We start from the raw sequence: 19,355 nt of genomic DNA on the forward strand, positions 1-19,355 counted from the left end.
TCGGCGGCGCGGCGTCGCAAGATGGCAGCACACTGCCCGTCGGCGCGCAGAAGCGTTCGCGGTGCTGCACCCGACCCGACGACGAAGGGAAACGACGATGTCCACCCTCACCGAAACCACGCGGCCACTCATCGATGAGGCGGCGATCGCCGGCAGGATCTATCTCGATGGCGAGTGGGTGACCGGCGGCGGCGGTGCGGTCGATTCGTTGGCTCCCGCGACGGGAGAGGTGATCGCCACCGTCGGTCTCGCGTCTCCCGTCGACGTCGCCCGAGCGGCAGCATCCGCCGCCCTCGCTCAGAAGACCTGGGCCGCGACCCCCGCCGGCGAACGCGCGGCGGTCCTGCGGCGAGCGGGGCAGCTGTGGGAGCAGCACGCGGACGAGATCGCGGGGTGGAACATCCGCGAGGTGGGGGCGATCCCCCCGTTCGCCGGCTTCGCCCTGCACGTCACCGCGGCGGAATGCTACGAGGCATCCGCCCTGCCCACGGCGCCGCAGGGCGCGGTGCTCTCCAGCTCCGAACCGCGCCTGTCGCTGGCGCAGCAGGTGCCGGTCGGAGTGGTCGGGGTGATCTCGCCCTTCAACGTGCCGCTGATCCTCGGCATCCGCGCGGTCGCACCGGCGCTCGCGCTCGGCAATGCCGTGCTGCTCAAGCCCGACCCGCGGACGGTCATGACCGGCGGCGTCGCGATGGTGCGGATCTTCAAGGAGGCGGGGCTCCCGGCCGGAGTGCTGCAGCTCGTGCCCGGCGGGGCGGAGGTGGGCGAGGCGATCGTGACCGACGAGAACGTGCGCGTCATCGCGTTCACCGGTTCCACCCGCGCGGGGCGCATCGTCGGCGAACTCGCCGGCCGCCACCTCAAGCGGGCGCACCTCGAGCTCGGCGGCAACTCGGCGTTCCTCGTCCGGGCCGACGCCGACGTCGATCAGGCGGTGAACCTCGCCACGTGGGGGTCGTTCCTGCACCAGGGGCAGATCTGCATGACGGTCGGGCGCCACATCGTGCACGAGTCGCTGTTCGACGAGTACGTCGCGAAGCTCGCGGCCAAGGCCGACGGGCTGGTCGTGGGCGACCCCGCCGCCGGCCAGGTGCACATGGGTCCGCTCATCGACGAGGTGCAGCGCGATCGCGTGCACACGCTCGTGCAGGACGCGGTCGCGCAGGGGGCGACCCTTGCGGCCGGGGGCACGTACGACGGGCTGTTCTACCGCCCGACCGTGCTGGCGAACACCCCCCGGCACGCCGCGGCCTACGACGACGAGGTGTTCGGGCCCGTCGCATCCGTCGTGTCCTACGCCACCGACGACGAGGCTGTCGAACTGGCGGCGGACACCCACTACGGCCTGTCGCTGGGAATCGTCAGCCGCGATGCGCTCGCGGCGCTCGATCTCGCCCAGCGCATCCCGACCGGGATCGTGCACATCAACGATCAGACCGTCAACGACGAGGCCACGGCTCCCTTCGGCGGCGTCGGATCGTCGGGCACCGGGTCGCGCCACGGCGGGCCGGAGGCCAACATCGCCGCCTTCACCGAGACGCGGTGGATCACCCTGCGCCGTGAGCCGGGGCACTACCCGCTCTGAGACTCCGGCGGGGCGCACCATCAGACCAGCCGACTCTCCAGCGGCCACCCCGTGTAGGCCTCGGCGAGGTAGGTGCGCCCCGCCTCCGACTCCACGACCGAGCGCAGTTCGCCGAGCTGACGCCGCCGATCGAAGTCGGCGGCATCGGGGGTGGAGTGGAGCATCGTCGTCATCCACCACGAGAAGTGCTGCGCCTTCCAGATGCGGCGCAGGGCCACCTCCCCGTAGGCGTCGATGCCGCGCTCGTCGCCCTCGAGAAGCAGGGCGGTGAGCGCGGTGTGCAGGAGCACCACGTCGGCGATGGCCAGGTTCATGCCTTTCGCCCCGGTCGGCGGCACGGTGTGGGCCGCGTCCCCCATCAGCGCGACGCGGCCGCGCCGCAGCTCGGGGGCCACGAAGCTGCGGAAGCGCAGCACGTCCCGCTGGAACACCGGGCCCTCGACGAGGCTCGTGCCCGGAACGCGCTTTCGCAGTTCGTCCCAGATCTGCGCTTCACTCAGCGCCTCGGGGTCGGTGTCGGGGTCGCACTGGAAGTACATCCGCTGCACGGTGGGGCTCCGCTGGCTGATCAGCGCGAAGCCGTCGGGGGAGTTGCTGTAGATCAGCTCCTCCGAGCTCGGCGGTGCCTCGCACAGGATGCCGAACCACGCGAACGGGTACTCGCGGAACAGGTCGCCGCGCGTTCCTTCCGTCACGGCGGTACGCACGACCGAGCGGGAACCGTCGGCGCCGACGACGAAGTCCGCCTCGATCTCGAACGGCGCCCCGTCCGCGTCGGTGCCGATCACGCGCGGGCGGGCGCTGTCGGCGCCGTCGACCCGCTCGACCGTCGCCCCGAGCCGGAGATCCTGCCCCGCGGCCAGGCGCGCGGCGACGAGATCGCGCAGCACCTCGTGCTGGGGGTAGAGCCAGACGCTGCGGCCGACGAGCGCGGGGAAGTCGATGCGGTGCCCCTCGCCGGCGAACCACAACTCGATGCCGTCGTGCCGCCGGCCGTCGGTCAGCACGCGCGTCGACGCGCCGCTGGCGACGAGCAGGTCGACCGTGCCCTGTTCGAGGATGCCGGCGCGGATCGTTCCCTCGATCTCCTCGCGGGTACGGCGGTCGACGACGATCGATTCGATCCCGGAGGCCGCGAGCAGGTGCGAGAGCAGCAGCCCGGCGGGGCCGGCTCCGACGATCGCGACCCGGGTGCGAGCGGCTTCGGTCATGGCGTCTCCTTCGACAGGTGCTGCGTGCCCACGAGGGGCGGATGCTGTCGACCACTCTGCCGGGGCGCTCGGGGGACACGAGCCCCGTTCTCACTCACTGAGAACCACGCGCTAACCTCGGCCCAGGAGGACACGATGGCCGATGGGGTGCTGCGACGGGCGATGAGCCTGCTCCGCGTGTTCACCGACGACGAGCCGCAGCTCACGGCGAGCCAGCTGTCCGAGCGGTCGGGGCTGGCACTGTCGAGCGTGCACCGGCTGATCGTGATGATGCTGGAGGAGGGGATGCTGTCGCGGGCACCCGCCCATCGCTACGCCGTGGGTGCCCGGCTGTGGGAGATCGGGGAGCTGTCGCCCCTCGCGGCGACCCTGCGCGAGACCGCCCTGCCGCACATGGTGCGGTTGTACGAGGCGACCGGAGAGAACGTGCACCTCGCGGTGCTCGATGACCCGACGCCGGCCGAGGCATCCGCCGTCTTCGTCGGTCGCATCACCGGGCGGGCGTCGGTGCCGACGATCAGCCGCAGTGGCGGGCGCCACCCGTTGCACGCGACCGGGGTGGGAAAAGCGCTGCTGGCCACCCGCGACGAGGGCTGGCTCGAGGAGTACCTGTCGGCGCCGCTGCTGCTGGAGACCCGCCTGTCGATCACCGACCCCGCGCGCCTGCGCACCGAGATCGAACGCGCGCGCACCCGGGGGTACGCCACCACCCGCGAGGAGATGACGCTCGGCAACTTCTCGGTCGCGGCCGCCCTCGGCGCACTGGTGGGCCTCCCGCCCGCGGCGATCGGCATCGTGGCGCACCTGGGCGAGGCGCTCGACGAACGCCGCCTCGCCCCGCTCGTGATGCAGGCCGCGAAGGACCTCACCCGCGCCGTTCGGCACCCGGATTCCCAGTGAGTGAGAATGCCGGTGCCCGGGCGGTACTGCCCGGTGCGACCCTGAGGGGAACCACTTCTGGAGCGTCGAAGGAGACCCCATGACCGTTGCCGACTCCGAGCGGCGAGCCGAGGAAGCCTTCGCGTCGAGCGTGGTGCTCGATCCCGCCGTGTCGCCTCCGACCGGCTCGTCCGCTCCTGCGCCTTCACAGACCGCGTCTTCACACACCGCGGCGGCGCCCGAATCGCTGCTCGCCTCGCCCGACATGCCGACGCAGCGCGAGATCAGCGCCGAGATCGCCGCCCTGCACGAAGCGGCCGCCGAAGCCGAGGCCCGCGGCGAAGCGGTACCGCGCACCCTGTACGACTTCGCCTCGTACCGCTCGAGCGTGCTGCGGCACCCGACGAAGAACCCGCGGCTGGTCGATCCCGAGACCATCGAGCTGTACTCACCCGCCTACGGTCAACGAGACGTCGCCGCGATCGAGTCGGATCTGACGCTGCAGCACACCGGCGAGCCGCAGGGCGAGCGCATCACGGTCACCGGCCGGGTGCTCGACAGCTGGGGGCGCCCGCTCGCGAACCAGCTCGTCGAGGTGTGGCAGGCCAACGCCGCCGGCCGCTACATCCACCAGCGGGACCAGCATCCGGCGCCCCTCGACCCGAACTTCACCGGCGCCGGACGAACGGTGACCAACGACGCCGGCGAGTACTTCTTCACCACGATCAAGCCCGGCCCCTACCCGTGGAAGAACCACATCAACGCGTGGCGGCCCGCCCACATCCACTTCTCGCTCTTCGGCTCGGGCTTCACCCAGCGCGTGATCACGCAGATGTACTTCCCGGGCGATCCGCTGTTCGCGCTCGATCCGATCTACAACACCATCCGAGAGCAGAGCGACCGCGACCGCTTGATCTCTACCTACGACCACGACCTGACGGTGCCGGAGTTCTCCATGGGCTATCGCTGGGACATCGTCGTCGACGGCCCGGACGCGACGTGGTTCGAGCCCGAGGAGGAACACTGATGACCGAATCGACCCAGACCCGCGCCCGCCGCGGCGCCGCGCCGCTCGCGCCCACCGCCGGGCAGACGATCGGGCCCTTCTTCGCCTTCGGATTGCAGTACCCGAAGATGCACGAGGTCGCCTTCCCCCACTCGCCTGGAGCGATCGTGGTGGGCGGCACGCTGCGCGACGGCGCCGGTGCTCCCATCCCCGACGCGTGCCTCGAGATCTGGGGCGCCGACAGCGACGGCACCGTCTCGCGCGAGCGGGGCGCGCGACGCCGCGACGACCACACCTTCACCGGGTTCGGGCGCTCCTTCACCACCGACGAGGGCCACTTCGAGTTCTGGACTCGCAACCCCGGGGCAGCGCCCGGAAAGGCGCCCTTCTTCGCCGTGGTCGTCTTCGCTCGGGGGCTGCCCGACAAGCTGCACACGCGCATCTACCTGCCCGAGGACACCGCGGCCCTCGCCGCTGACCCCCTGCTCGCCTCTCTCGAGCCCGAGGAGCGCGCTACGCTCATCGCATCTCGCACGCCCGAGGGCCACCTCTCGCACGACATCCGACTGCAGGGCGAGAAGGAGACCGTTTTCCTTGCCTTCTGACGCGCAGCCGTTCGACGTCGGCCTCCTCTCCCCGGTCAGTGCCGGGCACGATGCGGCCGTCTCCGACGCCGCGCTGCTCGACGCCCTGGTCGCGGCCGAAGTCGCGCTGGTGCGGGCGATGGCCACCGTCGGCGCCGTCGACACGGCCATCGCGGACGAGGTGTCGGTCGCGCTCGGCTGGCGCGAAGCGGGGGGCGGATGCGAGGGACACGGCCTCGATCCGGCGGCACTGGCCGCCGCGGCCGTGGCGTCGGGAAACCCCGTGGTGCCCCTCGTCGCGCTGTTGCGCGAACGGGTGCCCGAGCGGGCGCGTCCTTTCCTCCACCGGGGCGCGACGAGCCAGGACATCCTCGACAACGCCCTCCTCCTGATCGCCCGGGCTTCCTCCGCCCGGGTGCTCACCGACCTGCGCCGCGCCGACGTCGCGCTGACGCGCTTCGCCGACGAGCACCTCGACCTGACCGCAGCAGCGCGCACCCTCACCCAGCACGCCGTCCCCACCACCGTGGGGGCGCGCGCGGCGACGTGGGTGCGCGGCATCCGGCGTGCCATCGCCCGCCTCGATGCGGCGCGCGCCGAGCTGCCGGTGCAGCTCGGGGGCGCGGCCGGAACGCTCGCGTCGTTCGTGGCAGATCTCGGAGCAGACCGCGCCGCTGCGCTCCCCGCCGCGTACGCCGCCGAGCTCGACCTCCGCCCGAGCGACGCTCCGTGGCAGACGAACCGCTGGCCCATCACCGAACTGGGCGACGCGCTCGTACAGTCCGTCGATGCGCTGGGGGTGCTCGCGGCCGATGTGGCGACGCTGAGCCGCACCGAGATCGCCGAACTGTCCGAGGCCGTGGGCGGCGCATCCTCCGCGATGCCGCAGAAGGCCAACCCGGTCGCCTCGGTCCTCATCCGCTCGGCTGCGATGCGCGCGCCGCAGCTCGGCGCGACCCTGCACCTCGCAGCATCCCTCACCGTCGACGAACGCCCCGACGGCGCGTGGCATGTTGAGTGGCCCACGCTGCGGGAAGTCCTGCGCCTCGCCTCGGGCGCTGCTGCCCACGCCGCCGATCTCGCGGAAGGGCTGCGGGTGCACCCCGACGCCGTGGCGCGGAATCTTGCTCTGACCGGCGGGCTCATCGTCAGCGAGCGGCTCGCGATCGTGCTCGTTCCGCTGATCGGGCGCGAACGGTTCGCCGGCCTCATCCGGGCAGCCTCCGACGGCGGCGATCTCGCCGCGCTGGTGGCGGCGCTGCCGGAGACCGCCGGCCTCGACCTCGACGAGCTGCTCGACCCCGCCGCCTACACCGGCCTTGCCCGACAGAGCGTCGACCGCCTCGCCGATCATCCCGGAGTCTCGTCGTGAGCGTCCCCGTGCTCACCGCGACCGCGCCGGTCGGGGCGTCCGACGCGCCCCTCCTCGTGCTCGGGCCGTCGCTGGGCACCTCGACCATCCTGTGGGAGCGGGTCATCCCGGTCCTCGCCGAGGAGTACCGGGTCATCGCGTGGGACCTCCCGGGGCACGGCGACGCGCCGGCAGCGAGCGGCCCGTTCACGGTCGACGAGCTCGCCGACGCCGTCGCCGACCTCGTCCGTCCGCTCACCGGTCGCCCGATCCGCTACGCCGGGGTCTCGCTCGGGGGCGCGGTCGGGCTCACCCTCGCCCTCCGCCACCCCGACCTCGTGGCGGCGCTCGCCGTCGTCGCCTCGGGCGCCCAGCTCGGCGACCCCGCGTCGTGGCACGCGCGCGCGGCGCAGGTGCGTGCCCAATCGACGTCCGCGCTGATCTCCGCGTCGGCCGGCCGCTGGTTCGCCCCCGCATCGATCGCCCGCGAACCCGAGCTCACCGGCCGGCTGCTGCACGCCCTGCAAGACGCCGACGACGACAGCTACGCGGCCTGCTGCGAAGCGCTCGCCGCCTACGACGTGCGGGCAGATCTGGGCGCGATCACCGCGCCCGTGCTCGTGATCTGGGGCGAACACGACCAGGTGGCACCCGAGGCGAAGGCCGACGAGGTCGCCCGAGGCGTCGGCCGGGGTCGCAGCATCCGTATCGACGGTGCAGCGCACCTTCCCCCCGCCGAGCAGCCCGCCGCGGTTGCGGCCGCTCTGGGCGATTTCTTCCGCAGCATCGATGAGGAGGCGGCATGACCCCCGCGCAGCGAGACGAAGGACTGAGCGACGGCGAGCGCCACGCCTGGGGCATGCGCGTGCGCCGCGAAGTGCTCTCCGACGCCCACGTCGACGCGGCGATCACGCGCACGACGCCGCTCACGGCCGACTTCCAAGACCTGATCACCCGCTACGCGTGGGGCGACATCTGGTCGCGGCCGGGCCTGGACCGTCGGTCGCGGTCGATCGCCGTGCTCACCGCGCTCATCGCCCTCGGCCACCACGAAGAACTCGCGATGCACCTGCGCGCTGCGGTGCGCAACGGTCTCACCGTCGACGAGATCTCCGAGGTCATCCTGCAGTCCGCGATCTACTGCGGTGTGCCCGCGGCCAACACCGCCTACCGGATCGCGACCGAGGTCTTCGTCGAAGAGGCCACGGACGGCGGGAGTGCCTCGTGATCGACAAGACGGTGGCGGATGCTGCGGACGCGGTCGCCGGGATCCCCGATGGGGCGACGGTGATGATCGGCGGGTTCGGTCGCGCCGGGCAGCCGGTCGAGCTCATCGACGCGCTCATCGCCTCCGGGTCGACGTGCCTCACGATCGTCAACAACAACGCCGGCAACGGCGACACCGGGCTCGCCGCGCTGCTGGATGCCGGGCGGGTGCGCAAGATCGTGTGCTCGTTCCCCCGCCAGTCCGACTCGTGGGTGTTCGACCGGCTCTACCGAGCCGGCGAGATCGAACTCGAGCTCGTGCCGCAGGGCAACCTGGCCGAGCGCATCCGCGCGGCCGGCGCCGGCATCGGGGCGTTCTTCACGCCCACGGGGGTCGGCACCCGGTTGGCGGAGGGCAAGGAGGAGCGCGAGATCGACGGGCGCCGCTACGTGCTGGAGTACCCGATCCGCGCCGACTTCGCCCTGATCTCCGCGCTTCGTGCCGATCGCTGGGGCAATCTCGTGTTCCGCGAGACCGCCCGCAATTTCGGACCGATCATGGCGACCGCGGCCGCGACGACGATCGCGCAGGTCGACGAGATCGTGCCCCTCGGCGACCTCGACCCCGAGACCGTCGTCACCCCCGGGATCTTCGTCGACCGGGTCGTCGCGGTCGGGGAGCGAGCATGGCTCGACGCCGGCGCGTTCGTCGGCGGGGTCGACCTCGAGGGTCATCCCCTCGCCCGCGAGTCCGCCGAGGAGGCGTCATGACCACCCGGCTCACCCGCAATGAACTCGCCGCGCGCATCGCGGCCGACATCCCCGAGGGTGCCGTGGTCAACCTCGGCATCGGCGCACCCACCCTGGTGGCCAACTTCCTCCCCGAGGGCGATGAGATCCTGCTGCACACCGAGAACGGTCTGCTGGGGATGGGGCCGGCCCCCGCCCCCGACGCGGTCGATCCCGACCTCATCAACGCCGGCAAGCGGGCGGTCACCGCCCTCGCGGGGGCGGCGTACTTCCACCATGCCGACTCGTTCGCGATGATGCGCGGCGGCCACCTCGACGTCTGCGTCCTGGGGGCCTTCCAGGTCGCCGAGAACGGCGACCTGGCCAACTGGTCCACCGGCGAGGAGGGCGCGATCCCCGCCGTCGGTGGCGCCATGGACCTCGCGATCGGCGCGAAAGACGTCTACGTCATGACCGACCTGCTCACCAAGAGTGGCGAGCCCAAGCTCGTTGCGCGCTGCACGTACCCGCTCACCGGTGTCGGCTGCGTCTCCCGGGTCTACACCGACCACGCCGTGTTCGACGTGACCGCCGACGGATTCTCGGTGCGCGAGCTGTTCGGCGACAACACCGTCGACGAGCTCGCCACGATCCTGGGCCTTGACCTCACCCCCGCGAAGGACTGATTCCCATGCCCAGCACCTGGATCTACGATGCCGTCCGCACCCCCTTCGGCCGCGCCGGCGGCGCGCTCGCCGGTGTTCGCCCCGACGATCTCGCCGCGCTCGTGATGGCAGCATCCGTCTCCCGCACCGGCATCGACCCGGCGCGCATCGACGACGTCATCTTCGGCGACGCCAACCAGGCCGGCGAAGACAACCGCGACGTCGCGCGCTTCGGCGCCTTGCTCGCCGGCTTCCCCTCGAGCGTGCCCGGGGTCACGGTCAACCGGCTCTGCGGCTCGTCGCTCGAAGCCGTGATCCAGGGGTCGCGCGCGATCGAGGTGGGCGACGCCGACCTCGTGCTGACCGGTGGGGTCGAGTCGATGAGTCGCGCGCCGTTCGTGGTGGAGAAGGCGTCCAAGCCGTACCCGGCGATCGGCAACCCCACGATGTGGAACACCGCGATCGGCTGGCGGATGGTCAATCCGAAGCTGCGCAAGGACTGGACGATCTCGAACGGCGAGTCCGCCGAGAAGCTCGCCGGCCTCTACGACATCGCGCGCGAGCAGCAGGACGAGTTCGCCCTCCAGAGCCACCAACGCGCAGCCGAGGCCTGGGCCGCGGGCGTCTTCGACGAGGAGATCGTGCAGGTGCCGGGCGCCGAGCTCGCGCGCGACGAGTCGATCCGTCCCGACACCACCCTCGCCAAACTGGCCGGTCTGAAGGCGCTGTTCGCCGCAGACGGCTCGGTCACCGCGGGCAACTCCTCCCCGATCAACGACGGCGCCTCGGCGGTGCTCCTCGGGGCGGAAGGGGCGCTGGATGCTGAGCCCCTCGCCCGTATCGCCGGTCGCGGTGTGTTCGGCAACGACCCCGACGTGTTCGGCATCGCCCCCGTCGAGGCCGCGAACCGCGCGCTCGCCCGCGCCGGCCGCACCTGGGCGGACGTGGATCTCGTCGAACTCAACGAAGCGTTCGCCGCGCAATCGCTCGCGTGCGCGAAACTGTGGACGGAGCTCGACCCCGCGAAGCTCAACACCCACGGCGGTGCGCTCGCGATCGGGCACCCCCTCGGTGCCTCGGGAGGCCGCGTCGTCGGTCGCGCCGCCCACGAGCTCGCCCGCCGCGGCGGTGGAGTCGCGGTCGTCGCCATCTGCATCGGCGTCGGACAGGGGCTCGCGATCGTGCTCGAGCGCTGAGGCGCGGCTTACGCTGGAAGCATCCCCCCGATGCTTCGAAGAGACGAATCGTGACTGCTCCTGTGCTTGCCCCCGCCCCGAGTTGGCGGATGTGGTTGGTGTGGGGCGTGGGCCTCGCGGGCTACGTGCTCTCGATCACGAACCGCACCTCGCTCGGAGCCGTCGGCATCGACGCCGCGACGCGGTTCAACGCCGATGCCTCGGCGCTGTCGATGTTCGCCGTGATCCAGCTCGCGGTCTACGGCGGCATGCAGATCCCGGTCGGACTGCTGCTCGACCGCTTCGGCGCTCGGCCGGTGATGACGATCGGAATGGTGCTCATGGCGCTGGGCCAGCTCGTCCTCGCCCTCACGAGCGACATCGGAGTCGGCATCTTCGCCCGCGTGCTGCTGGGCGCCGGTGACGCTGCGATCTTCCCGGGCGTCCTGCGCGTGATCGCGACCTGGTTCCCTGCCCAGCGTGCCCCCTTCCTCGTTCAGCTCACCGGTATCCTCGGTCAGCTCGGGCAGGTGGTGTCGGTCATCCCGCTCGCGGCGCTCCTGCACGCGACCTCGTGGAGCGTGGCGTTCGGCTCGCTCGCGGGACTCGGGATGCTGTTCGCCGTCCTGATCTTCGCCGTCATCCGCAATCGACCCCCTTCGCGGAGCGCCGACGTCGCGGTCAACACCGACACCGGCGCGATCACCGTCGTGCGCTCCTCGGCCGACCTGCGGCAGGGCTTCGCCGAGTCGTGGCGCCACCCCGCGACGCGCCTCGGGTTCTGGTCGCACTTCACCACCCCGCTCGCCGGCAATGCCTTCGTGCTGCTGTGGGGCTTCCCCTTCCTCACCGCGGGCGAGGGGCTCGAGCGGGGCGAAGCCTCGCTCGTGCTGACGGCGTTCGTGCTCTCCGGGATCGCCGTCGGCCCGTTCGTCGGCATGCTCTCGAGTCGCCACCCGTTCCGGCGGTCCCGGATGCTGGTGCTGCCCTCGGTGGGGCTGCAGGCCGCCGCTTGGCTCGTCGTCATCGCATGGCCGGGTCCGGCACCGCTCTGGATGCTGCTGATCCTGGCCTTCGCGATGGGCACCGGGGGACCGGCGTCGATGATCGCGTTCGACCACGCCCGCGCCTACAACCCGAGCCACCGCCTCAGCACGGCGACGGGCATCGTGAACGGCGGCGGGTTCCTCGCCGGCCTCCTGGCGATCCTCTTCATCGGCCTCGCGATGGACGCCCAGGGCGCGGGCACTCCCGAGACGTACTCCCTCGAGGCCTTCCGGCTCGCGTTCCTGACCCAGGTGCCGCTCTGGATGGTGGGGACGGCGTTCATCCTGATCGAGCGCAAACGCACCCGCCGCTACATCGGCCTCGACGCGCCGCGGCGCTGAACCGCGTCCTCAGCGCGCTGCCGCGTCCTCGAGTTCCGCCTCGATCGCATCCAGCCACGCCGACACGTTCGCTCGGGCCTCCGGGGTGTCGGGGTAGCGCGAGCGCAACTGCATCCCCGCCTCGGTGGCGATGAACCAGATCATCACGCCGTCCGTGGCGATCGCCGCCGACACGTGCTGGATCTCGAGCTCGGGCCCGATCGGCATCGCCATCCGGCGAGCGTCGAGCCACGAGATGGCGAACATGCCCGGCCGCACCGGCATGCCGCCGTAGGGCGCGAGGATCGGGGCGAGCGGATGGGAGCCGAGGGCCATCGCCTCGCGCACCGCCCGGGCGCAGGAGAGCGGATCGTCGTCGTCGCTCTCGATCACCGCGTTGGTGATGAACCATCCGACCGCGTCGTGCCATCGGTCCTCGTGGCGCGAGTGCACCGGGAAGACCGCGCGCAGGGGCGCATCGGCGAGCGTGCGGGTCACGCGGGTGAGCACGCTCATCGCGAGGGCGATCGGGCGCACGGCCGCTGCCGCCGCCGCGATGTCGAAGCGCCGCAGCTCGGCGGCGTCGAGCACGTCGCGCACCTCGACCACGGCGGGGCGGGGGTGCGAGACGTCGCCGAGAGGAAGGGGGAAGAGGGGCATGGAGCCTGCCTCGGCGGCCAGGATCTGCTCCCACCGACGGCTGACGTCGTCAGGCGCGGGAGGCATGGCCTCGAGCACCGCGCTGTGCTGGGCGAAGGAGGAGACCTCGCCGGGGAGAGGTGGGCGTCCCGCACGCACGTCGGCGATCGCGTCCAGCAGGTCGCGGATGACGACGTGCCACGACCACATGTCGACGTGCGAATGGTCGGCCCCGATCACGACCACGCCGCGGTCGGGCTCGTCGGTCGGCTCGAGCAGGCACAGCCGGTAGGAGGGGGATTCGAAGGGCGCGCACGCCTGATCGAACACGTCGCGCACGACTTCGCGCGCGGTGCGTCCGGGGGCGATCGGATGCTGCTCCCACCCGCCCGGCTCGACCGTGAGCTCGTGCAGGGTGAGCTCTTCGGCGTCGCTGCGTCCGAAGACGGTGCGGAAGGTGCCGTGCCGCGCGATCACCGCGAGCCACGCCGCGGCGAGCTCGTCGCGGGCGACACCGGCGGGCAGCCGGAACGAGACGGCCATCCAGGAGCCGGGCCGCTGCCCCTCCCCGACGTGGCGCCGTTGGTCGAACGAGACCGGCAGGCTCCGGCCGCGGTCGCCCGCGGTTCCGACGACATAGCTGTGGAGTCGCCCCGGGGGAAGGGTCATCCTCGTCACAGTGGTCAGGCGCATGGCGTCGTAGTCTAGGCGGACGATATCTCGCGCTGGTGACGCGCGGGCGGCAGGGGGAACGACGGTGGGGGTGCTCGATCTCGGCAACGCCGCGATCTCGTACGACGTCACGGGCGATTCCGGGCCGTTCGCCGTGCAGTTGCACGGGCTGACCTCCTCTCGCGCCCGCGACGCGCAGCTCGGACTCGATCTCGGTCGTGCGCTCGTCGGCCATCGGGTGCTGCGCTACGACGCGCGCGGGCACGGCCTGTCGACGGGCGATACCGACCCGGCCTCGTACGGGTGGGACCGTCTCGCCGACGATCTGCTGCACTTGCTCGATGCCGTCGCGCCGGGCCGGCGCGTGCACGGGGTCGGCCCGTCGATGGGCACCGGCACGTTGCTGCACGCTGCCGTCCGCGACCCGTCCCGCTTCCTCAGCCTGACCCTCGTCGTCCCCCCGACCACCGGGGTGACCCGTGCCGCTCAGGCCGAGACCTACCGCCGCAACGCGGCCTTCGTCGAGCGGGAGGGCGTCGATGCCCTGGTCGAGCTCGGCAGCTCCGCCCCGGTACCGCCGGCTCTCGCCGATGCGCCCGCCACCTACCCCGCGGTCCCGGCGGGCCTGCTGCCCACGGTGATGCGCGGCGCCGCCGCGACCGACCTCCCGCCGGTGGGGGCGCTGCGGCTCCTGACCCCGCCCACCCTGCTGCTGGCCTGGGCGGGAGACCCCGCCCACCCCGTCTCCACGGCCGAGAAACTGCGCGAGGTCATCCCCGGCAGCATCCTGGCCGTCGCCCGCTCGCCGCACGAGGTGCTGGGGTGGGCCGGACGTTTCGCCGAGCACGTCTCGGCCGCCGACCGTCGCGAGCTGCTGCGCACGCGCAGCCTGCCGCTGCCAGACTGACGTCATGTCCGAACCCCTCGGCATCCGGATCCTGCCGCTCACGAGCGTGGAGCAGGTGCACGCCGCGTCGAGCGTGTTCGACCGGGTCTGGCCGGGCGAGCGGTCGAGCATGCCGGCGAACATCCTGCGCGCTCTCGAGCACGCCGGCAATTACGTCGTCGGCGTCTACGAGGGGGAGCGGATGCTGGGGGCGTCTGCTGCGTTCTTCGGCTCCCCGGAGGATCGCACGCTGCACTCGCACATCACCGGGATCGTGCCCGAGGCGCAGGGGCGCGGCATCGGGCGCGCGATCAAGCAGCACCAACGGGCCTGGGCGCGCGAGCGCGGGATCGAACGCATCACCTGGACCTTCGACCCCCTGGTCTTGCGTAACGCCCACTTCAACCTGCGGGTGCTGGGAGCGGAGGTCGCGGAGTATCTGGTCGACCAATACGGCCCGATGGACGACGACATCAACCGCGGAGACGCGTCCGACCGGCTGATGGCGTCATGGCGGGTCGACGGAGCGCCAGAGCCGGGGGCTCACCTGGACGCCTCGGTCATCGTCGCGATACCGCGCGACATCGAGGCCATCCGCGCCCAGTCGCCCGCCGACGCTGCCCGGTGGCGGGTGCGCGTCCGCGAGCAGTTCCTCGCGCATCTCGAGGACGGGCTCGGCGTGGTCGGCTTCGACGAGCGCGGATACCTCTTCGGGTGAGGGTTACTCGCTCTCGGCGGCCGGGTCGCCTTGGCCCGGACCCGGGCGCACGGCCGCGTCATCGCGGATGTCGATGCGCGTGACGCCGTCGTGCTCGGTGACATCGATGCGGGGCGCGGCATCCGCCTCGGTCGCATCGGGCGCGCTGGTCAACTGGTCGTGACGCTTCTCGGCGTCGCTCATTTCCTTCATCGCTCTCCTTGGTGCGGGTCGTGCGGTTACCGGCCGGCGTCGCGCCAGGCGTCGCTGTCGAGGTCGGAGCCGGCTTGCGGACCCATCTGCAGCATCCCGCCGTCGACGACGAGGCTGGCGCCGGTGACGTACGCCGCGGCGGGAGAGGCGAGGAAGGCCACCATCGCGGCGACCTCATCGGGCGTGCCGGGGCGTCCGAGCGGGATGCCGGGGCGGTGGGTGCGCTCGGCGTCCTCGGGGTCCATGTCGTTGATCGGGGTCGCGATCTCGCCGGGGGCGACGCTGTTCGCCGTGATGCCGTAGCGGCCGAGTTCGAGCGCCATCGTCTTGATGAGTCCGCCCAGGCCGTGCTTGGCGGCGACGTACGCGGCGCTGCCGACGCGCGGCTGGTGCTCGTGCACGCTGGTGACGGCGATGAGGCGCCCGCCGTGACCCGCGGCGACCATGCGCTTCGCAGCGGCGTGCAGTCCGATGAAGGCCCCATCGAGGTTGAGCGCGATGTCTTGGCGCCACGCATCGAGGTCGAGGTCGAGGAACGGCCCGCCCGAGCCGCCGCCCGCGTTGTTCACGAACACATCCACGCCGCCCAGCTCATCCGCCAGGGCGTCGATGACCCGCCCGGCGTCGGCGAAGTCGGTCGCGTCGAAGCGGGCCACGACCGCGCGGGAGCCGCGCGCCCGCACCTGCTCGGCGGTCGCTTCGGCGCCCTCTCGGTCGGAATGCCAGGTGACGCCGACGTCGAGTCCGGCTTCGGCGAGGGCGACGGCGGTCGCCGCCCCGATACCGGAGTCCGAAGCGGTGACGATCGCATGACGGGGGAGGAAATCGACGGGAGCCATGACTCGAGGCTAGGCACGCATCGCCGAGCCCACCCCGGCCTTTACACGCCGGGGTGGGCTCGCTAGCGTGCGGATCCCGCCCCGCGGCAGGTGACGCTTCGGCAACGAAACCGGCCCCACGGCGGTCGCTCAGCCGGGCGTCGCTACCCTGGCAGCATGCCCCCCGCGCGACCTTCTGCTCCGGTGCGCTTGACCGGGTTCGACCTGCGCGTGCTGCACATGCCCCTCGTGAGTCCTTTCACGACGTCCTTCGGCACGGAGGACATGCGCGAAGTGATCATCGTGCGCGCGCGCACCGCCGATGGCGAAGGCTGGGGCGAGGTCGTCACGCAGTCCGCGCCGCTGTACTCGAGCGAGTACACCGAGGGCGCCTGGGACGTGCTGCGCCGCTGGATGATCCCCGCCCTCCTCGACGCTCCGTCGCTGGCCGCGGAAGACGTCGCCGGCGTGCTCTCTCCCTTCGTCGGGCACCGCATGGCGAAGGCGGGCCTCGAGACCGCCGTGCTCGACGCGGCGCTGCGGGTCGAGGGTCGTTCGTTCGCCCAGTACCTCGGTGCGGTGCGGGATCGGGTGCCGTCCGGAGTCTCGGTGGGCATCCAGCGTGATCCCGCCGCTCTCGTCGATGCCGTCGGCGGCTACCTCGACGAGGGGTACGCGCGCATCAAGATCAAGATCAAACCCGGGCGCGACATCGACGACACCGCCGCGGTCCGCGAAGCGTTCGAGCAGATCGCCCTGCAGGTCGATGCGAACTCGGCGTACACGCTCGCCGACGCCGAACTGCTCGCCGAGCTCGACCGGTTCCAGCTGCTTCTCATCGAGCAGCCGCTGCAGGAGGACGACCTCGTCGACCACGCCACTCTCGCAGGGCGCCTGCGCACCCCGGTCTGCCTCGACGAGTCGATCGTGTCGGCGAAGGCTGCGGCCGACGCGATCGCGTTGCGCGCAGCATCCATCATCAACATCAAGGCCGGCCGCGTCGGGGGCTACCTCGAAGCCCTCGCGATCCACGACCTCTGCCGTGCGGCCGACATCCCGGTGTGGTGCGGCGGGATGCTGGAAACGGGCATCGGGCGTGCCGCCAACGCGGCGCTCGCCGCCCTGCCGGGTTTCACCCTGCCCGGCGACATCTCCGCCTCCTCCCGCTTCTACGCGCGCGACATCGTGACCGAGCCGGCCGTCTTGGAAGACGGGCACGTGCGTGTGCCGGTGGGGGCGGGGCTGGGCGTCGAGATCGATCCCGTCGCCCTCGACGACTTCACGGTTGCGTATGAGGAGGTGCTCCGATGAGCGCTCGTTCCCCGCGCCGCGCGGCGGCGCTGTTCGCGATCGGGGCGCTCGCCGCCACCGTCCTCGCCGGCTGCGGGGTGACGCATCCCTCGCCGTCCGCCACCGCCCTGCCCTCCGGCATCACCGCCGAGCTCGTGCCGCTCACCTCCAAGATCGAGCTGCGCCAGGTGCAGGTCGAGATCCACAACACGAGCGAAGACCCCCTCGAGATCGGCCTGGTGCGCATCGAGGACCCCCGTTTCGCCGGCCGTGCCGGGAGAACGGTCATCCGGCCGAAGACCATCGCCCCCGGCGAGTCGGGGATCGTGCGCCTGCAGCTGCCGGCGATCGACTGCACGGTGCCGAACGAGGGGACCCCCACCGCGAGCGTCGGTTTCACGCTCGGCGCCTCCTCCTCCACCGCCGTCATGGCCCTGCCCGACGTGCAGGACGTGATCGCCGGGGTGTACACCGCCGAGTGCGGCACCCTCGCCGGCGGTGCGGCCAGCGCCGCTCAGTAGACTGGATGCTGCGGCCATCGCCGCCATCTCTCGCGCGTTCTGCATTCGACTTCTGGAGCCACCGTGGCCGAACAATCCCGCCTCGACAAGGTCATCGCCCTCGCCCGCCATCGCGGGTTCGTCTTCCAAGCGGGCGAGATCTACGGCGGATCCCGGTCTGCCTGGGACTACGGCCCCCTCGGTACCGAGCTCAAGGAGAACATCCGCCGCCAATGGTGGCAGACGTTCGTGCGCGGTCGCGGCGACATGGTCGGCCTCGACTCCTCGATCATCCTGCCCAAGCGCGTGTGGGAAGCATCCGGTCACGTCGCGACCTTCACCGATCCGCTGGTGGAATGCCTGCACTGCCACAAGCGCTTCCGCGCCGACACGCTGCTCGAGGACTTCGAGGCGCGCAAGGGGCGTGTGCCCGAGAACGGCCTGCTCGACGTGCCGTGCCCGAACTGCGGCACGAAGGGCCAGTACACCGAGCCCCGCTCGTTCTCGGGACTCGTGAAGACCTACCTCGGCGTCGTCGACGACGAGAGCGGGCTGTACTACCTCCGCCCCGAGACCGCGCAGGGCATCTTCGTCAACTTCACCAACGTGCTCACCGCCTCGCGCAAGAAGCCGCCGTTCGGCATCGGCCAAGTCGGCAAGGCGTTCCGCAACGAGATCACGCCCGGTAACTTCATCTTCCGCACCCGCGAGTTCGAGCAGATGGAGATCGAATACTTCACCGCTCCCGACGAGGCGCAGGAATGGTTCGATCACTGGGTCGAAGCATCCTGGAACTGGTTCGTCGATCTCGGCGTCGACCCCGCCAACATGCGCCGCTTCGACGTTCCGGAGGATGACCGCGCGCACTACTCCGACGGCACGATCGACGTGGAGTACCGCTTCGGCTTCCCCGGTAAGGAGTGGGGCGAGCTCATGGGTGTCGCCAACCGCACCGACTACGACCTCAACAGCCACTCCGAGGCCTCGGGCGCGAAGCTCAACTTCTTCGACCAGACCAGCGGCACCACCTACACCCCGTACGTCATCGAGCCGTCGTTCGGTCTCACCCGCGCGATGATGGCGTTTCTCGTCGACGCCTACCGCGAGGAAGAGGTGCCGAACGCGAAGGGCGGCACCGACACCCGCACGGTGTTGAAGCTCGACCCCCGCCTCGCGCCGGTCAAGGTCGCCGTGCTCCCGCTGTCGCGCAACGAGCGGCTGTCGCCGCTGGCGCGCGAGGTCGCGGATGATCTGCGCACCGACTGGAACGTCGATTTCGACGACGCCGGTGCCATCGGCCGTCGCTACCGTCGCCAGGACGAGATCGGCACGCCCTTCTGCGTGACGATCGACTTCGATTCGCTCGATGATCGCGCCGTCACCGTGCGCGACCGCGACACGATGACCCAGGAGCGCGTGCCGCTCGACGCGCTGCACGGCTACCTCGCCGAGCGCCTCCGCGGCGCCTGACACGCACGCCGAAGGCCCCCACGGATCACGCTCCGTGGGGGCCTTCGCCGTGACGGGGTTCAGCGCGCGCGTCGGGAGTGGAGCTTGATGAGGAGGACGGCGGAGATCACCGTGATGAGGGCGACGAACACGGGGCTCATGTCCTTCGACAGACTCTGCGCTCCGTCGTCGCGCAGCAGCCAGATCGCGAGCGGCGTCGCGTAAGCGGCCACCAGCAGGCCGGTCCACCACCGCAGCGCCCGAACGCGGCGGTCGGCGATGACGGCGATGGCGAGCACCGCCACCGGAATGATCGCGACCATCGAGAACTGGGTCAGCACCAGGATGGGCACGCTCCACGCCGCGATGCGGAAGGGCAGGGGGGTCTTCTGAGCGGTGGTCGGCGGGGTGGGGGTGAGTGTGGCGGTCATTT

General features: G+C 71.5%; 21 protein-coding genes. 16 read left to right on the forward strand and 5 right to left on the reverse strand.

Annotated elements, in window-relative coordinates:
- The first annotated feature begins 97 nt into the window (after window positions 1-97).
- Window positions 98-1,585 (forward strand): aldehyde dehydrogenase family protein, encoded by a 1,488-nt coding sequence (locus ACFXP5_RS11105; RefSeq protein ID WP_394544648.1) that lies wholly within the window; start codon window positions 98-100, stop codon window positions 1,583-1,585.
- Window positions 1,586-1,605: 20 nt separating this feature from the next.
- Here ACFXP5_RS11105 and ACFXP5_RS11110 read toward each other — a convergent pair whose 3' ends face one another.
- The gene (locus ACFXP5_RS11110; RefSeq protein WP_394544649.1) at window positions 1,606-2,796 is read right to left on the reverse strand and encodes a 4-hydroxybenzoate 3-monooxygenase; all 1,191 of its coding nucleotides are present in this window, start codon (window positions 2,794-2,796) and stop codon (window positions 1,606-1,608) included.
- 135 nt (window positions 2,797-2,931) lie between these two features.
- Here ACFXP5_RS11110 and ACFXP5_RS11115 point away from each other — a divergent pair, with 135 nt between their 5' ends.
- The 10 genes from ACFXP5_RS11115 (at window position 2,932) to ACFXP5_RS11160 (ending at window position 11,779) form a co-directional block, all read left to right on the forward strand.
- Window positions 2,932-3,696, forward strand: coding sequence for an IclR family transcriptional regulator (locus ACFXP5_RS11115; RefSeq protein ID WP_394544650.1), 765 nt, complete (start codon window positions 2,932-2,934; stop codon window positions 3,694-3,696).
- 79 nt (window positions 3,697-3,775) lie between these two features.
- The gene (gene pcaH / locus ACFXP5_RS11120; protein WP_394544651.1) at window positions 3,776-4,702 is read left to right on the forward strand and encodes a protocatechuate 3,4-dioxygenase subunit beta; all 927 of its coding nucleotides are present in this window, start codon (window positions 3,776-3,778) and stop codon (window positions 4,700-4,702) included.
- The gene (gene pcaG, locus ACFXP5_RS11125) at window positions 4,702-5,286 is read left to right on the forward strand and encodes a protocatechuate 3,4-dioxygenase subunit alpha (RefSeq protein ID WP_394528547.1); all 585 of its coding nucleotides are present in this window, start codon (window positions 4,702-4,704) and stop codon (window positions 5,284-5,286) included. Before pcaH ends, pcaG begins: the two co-directional genes overlap by 1 nt.
- Window positions 5,276-6,637: a lyase family protein gene (locus ACFXP5_RS11130; protein ID WP_394544652.1), complete on the forward strand. Its 1,362-nt coding sequence runs from the start codon at window positions 5,276-5,278 to the stop codon at window positions 6,635-6,637. The genes pcaG and ACFXP5_RS11130 overlap by 11 nt, the downstream gene beginning before the upstream one ends.
- Entirely contained in the window at window positions 6,634-7,422 is a 789-nt protein-coding gene (locus ACFXP5_RS11135; protein WP_394544653.1) for an alpha/beta fold hydrolase, read from the forward strand. Before ACFXP5_RS11130 ends, ACFXP5_RS11135 begins: the two co-directional genes overlap by 4 nt.
- Window positions 7,419-7,844 (forward strand): 4-carboxymuconolactone decarboxylase, encoded by a 426-nt coding sequence (gene pcaC, locus ACFXP5_RS11140; RefSeq protein ID WP_394544654.1) that lies wholly within the window; start codon window positions 7,419-7,421, stop codon window positions 7,842-7,844. Before ACFXP5_RS11135 ends, pcaC begins: the two co-directional genes overlap by 4 nt.
- Window positions 7,841-8,593 (forward strand): 3-oxoacid CoA-transferase subunit A, encoded by a 753-nt coding sequence (locus tag ACFXP5_RS11145; RefSeq protein ID WP_394544655.1) that lies wholly within the window; start codon window positions 7,841-7,843, stop codon window positions 8,591-8,593. The genes pcaC and ACFXP5_RS11145 overlap by 4 nt, the downstream gene beginning before the upstream one ends.
- Window positions 8,590-9,237: a 3-oxoacid CoA-transferase subunit B gene (locus ACFXP5_RS11150; protein WP_394544656.1), complete on the forward strand. Its 648-nt coding sequence runs from the start codon at window positions 8,590-8,592 to the stop codon at window positions 9,235-9,237. Before ACFXP5_RS11145 ends, ACFXP5_RS11150 begins: the two co-directional genes overlap by 4 nt.
- Window positions 9,238-9,242: 5 nt before the next feature.
- On the forward strand, window positions 9,243-10,412 hold the full coding sequence (locus ACFXP5_RS11155) for a thiolase family protein (RefSeq protein ID WP_394544657.1): 1,170 nt from the start codon (window positions 9,243-9,245) through the stop codon (window positions 10,410-10,412).
- Window positions 10,413-10,462: 50 nt separating this feature from the next.
- Window positions 10,463-11,779 (forward strand): MFS transporter, encoded by a 1,317-nt coding sequence (locus ACFXP5_RS11160; protein WP_394528540.1) that lies wholly within the window; start codon window positions 10,463-10,465, stop codon window positions 11,777-11,779.
- A 9-nt stretch (window positions 11,780-11,788) separates the two neighbouring features.
- Here ACFXP5_RS11160 and ACFXP5_RS11165 read toward each other — a convergent pair whose 3' ends face one another.
- Window positions 11,789-13,090, reverse strand: coding sequence for a condensation domain-containing protein (locus ACFXP5_RS11165; RefSeq protein WP_394544658.1), 1,302 nt, complete (start codon window positions 13,088-13,090; stop codon window positions 11,789-11,791).
- Between the two features lie 64 nt (window positions 13,091-13,154).
- On the opposite strand from ACFXP5_RS11165, the gene ACFXP5_RS11170 reads away from it, so the two are divergent.
- The gene (locus ACFXP5_RS11170) at window positions 13,155-13,976 is read left to right on the forward strand and encodes an alpha/beta fold hydrolase (RefSeq protein WP_394544659.1); all 822 of its coding nucleotides are present in this window, start codon (window positions 13,155-13,157) and stop codon (window positions 13,974-13,976) included.
- A 4-nt stretch (window positions 13,977-13,980) separates the two neighbouring features.
- Window positions 13,981-14,673, forward strand: coding sequence for a GNAT family N-acetyltransferase (locus ACFXP5_RS11175; protein ID WP_394544660.1), 693 nt, complete (start codon window positions 13,981-13,983; stop codon window positions 14,671-14,673).
- Between the two features lie 3 nt (window positions 14,674-14,676).
- Here ACFXP5_RS11175 and ACFXP5_RS11180 read toward each other — a convergent pair whose 3' ends face one another.
- Window positions 14,677-14,865 (reverse strand): multidrug transporter, encoded by a 189-nt coding sequence (locus ACFXP5_RS11180; protein ID WP_394528536.1) that lies wholly within the window; start codon window positions 14,863-14,865, stop codon window positions 14,677-14,679.
- A gap of 26 nt (window positions 14,866-14,891) precedes the next feature.
- Complete coding sequence (locus ACFXP5_RS11185) at window positions 14,892-15,704, reverse strand: SDR family oxidoreductase (RefSeq protein ID WP_394528535.1); 813 nt, start codon at window positions 15,702-15,704, stop codon at window positions 14,892-14,894.
- 156 nt (window positions 15,705-15,860) lie between these two features.
- Between ACFXP5_RS11185 and menC the strand changes: the two genes are divergently transcribed.
- From menC to ACFXP5_RS11200, 3 genes are all read left to right on the forward strand, one after another.
- Complete coding sequence (menC, locus tag ACFXP5_RS11190) at window positions 15,861-16,994, forward strand: o-succinylbenzoate synthase (RefSeq protein WP_394544661.1); 1,134 nt, start codon at window positions 15,861-15,863, stop codon at window positions 16,992-16,994.
- Window positions 16,991-17,494, forward strand: coding sequence for a hypothetical protein (locus ACFXP5_RS11195; protein WP_394528533.1), 504 nt, complete (start codon window positions 16,991-16,993; stop codon window positions 17,492-17,494). Before menC ends, ACFXP5_RS11195 begins: the two co-directional genes overlap by 4 nt.
- A gap of 63 nt (window positions 17,495-17,557) precedes the next feature.
- Window positions 17,558-18,943, forward strand: a complete 1,386-nt coding sequence (locus ACFXP5_RS11200) for a glycine--tRNA ligase (RefSeq protein ID WP_394528532.1) — start codon at window positions 17,558-17,560, stop codon at window positions 18,941-18,943.
- 59 nt (window positions 18,944-19,002) lie between these two features.
- Here ACFXP5_RS11200 and ACFXP5_RS11205 read toward each other — a convergent pair whose 3' ends face one another.
- Window positions 19,003-19,353, reverse strand: coding sequence for a hypothetical protein (locus ACFXP5_RS11205; protein ID WP_394544662.1), 351 nt, complete (start codon window positions 19,351-19,353; stop codon window positions 19,003-19,005).
- Window positions 19,354-19,355: the final 2 nt, after the last annotated feature.

The organism is Microbacterium hanjuni (assembly GCF_043556395.1).
Lineage (GTDB): Bacteria > Actinomycetota > Actinomycetes > Actinomycetales > Microbacteriaceae > Microbacterium.

What these genes read in the sequence shown, in the direction of transcription:
- ACFXP5_RS11175 (WP_394544660.1), top strand. Translation starts at nt 13,981, where the DNA reads ATGTCCGAACCCCTCGGCATCCGGATCCTGCCGCTCACGAGCGTGGAG.
- ACFXP5_RS11185 (WP_394528535.1), bottom strand. Translation starts at nt 15,704, where the DNA reads ATGGCTCCCGTCGATTTCCTCCCCCGTCATGCGATCGTCACCGCTTCG.
- ACFXP5_RS11110 (WP_394544649.1), bottom strand. Translation starts at nt 2,796, where the DNA reads ATGACCGAAGCCGCTCGCACCCGGGTCGCGATCGTCGGAGCCGGCCCC.
- ACFXP5_RS11105 (WP_394544648.1), top strand. Translation starts at nt 98, where the DNA reads ATGTCCACCCTCACCGAAACCACGCGGCCACTCATCGATGAGGCGGCG.
- menC (WP_394544661.1), top strand. Translation starts at nt 15,861, where the DNA reads ATGCCCCCCGCGCGACCTTCTGCTCCGGTGCGCTTGACCGGGTTCGAC.
- ACFXP5_RS11205 (WP_394544662.1), bottom strand. Translation starts at nt 19,353, where the DNA reads ATGACCGCCACACTCACCCCCACCCCGCCGACCACCGCTCAGAAGACC.
- ACFXP5_RS11165 (WP_394544658.1), bottom strand. Translation starts at nt 13,090, where the DNA reads ATGCGCCTGACCACTGTGACGAGGATGACCCTTCCCCCGGGGCGACTC.
- pcaC (WP_394544654.1), top strand. Translation starts at nt 7,419, where the DNA reads ATGACCCCCGCGCAGCGAGACGAAGGACTGAGCGACGGCGAGCGCCAC.
- ACFXP5_RS11195 (WP_394528533.1), top strand. Translation starts at nt 16,991, where the DNA reads ATGAGCGCTCGTTCCCCGCGCCGCGCGGCGGCGCTGTTCGCGATCGGG.
- ACFXP5_RS11155 (WP_394544657.1), top strand. Translation starts at nt 9,243, where the DNA reads ATGCCCAGCACCTGGATCTACGATGCCGTCCGCACCCCCTTCGGCCGC.
- pcaH (WP_394544651.1), top strand. Translation starts at nt 3,776, where the DNA reads ATGACCGTTGCCGACTCCGAGCGGCGAGCCGAGGAAGCCTTCGCGTCG.
- ACFXP5_RS11115 (WP_394544650.1), top strand. Translation starts at nt 2,932, where the DNA reads ATGGCCGATGGGGTGCTGCGACGGGCGATGAGCCTGCTCCGCGTGTTC.
- pcaG (WP_394528547.1), top strand. Translation starts at nt 4,702, where the DNA reads ATGACCGAATCGACCCAGACCCGCGCCCGCCGCGGCGCCGCGCCGCTC.
- ACFXP5_RS11180 (WP_394528536.1), bottom strand. Translation starts at nt 14,865, where the DNA reads ATGAAGGAAATGAGCGACGCCGAGAAGCGTCACGACCAGTTGACCAGC.
- ACFXP5_RS11150 (WP_394544656.1), top strand. Translation starts at nt 8,590, where the DNA reads ATGACCACCCGGCTCACCCGCAATGAACTCGCCGCGCGCATCGCGGCC.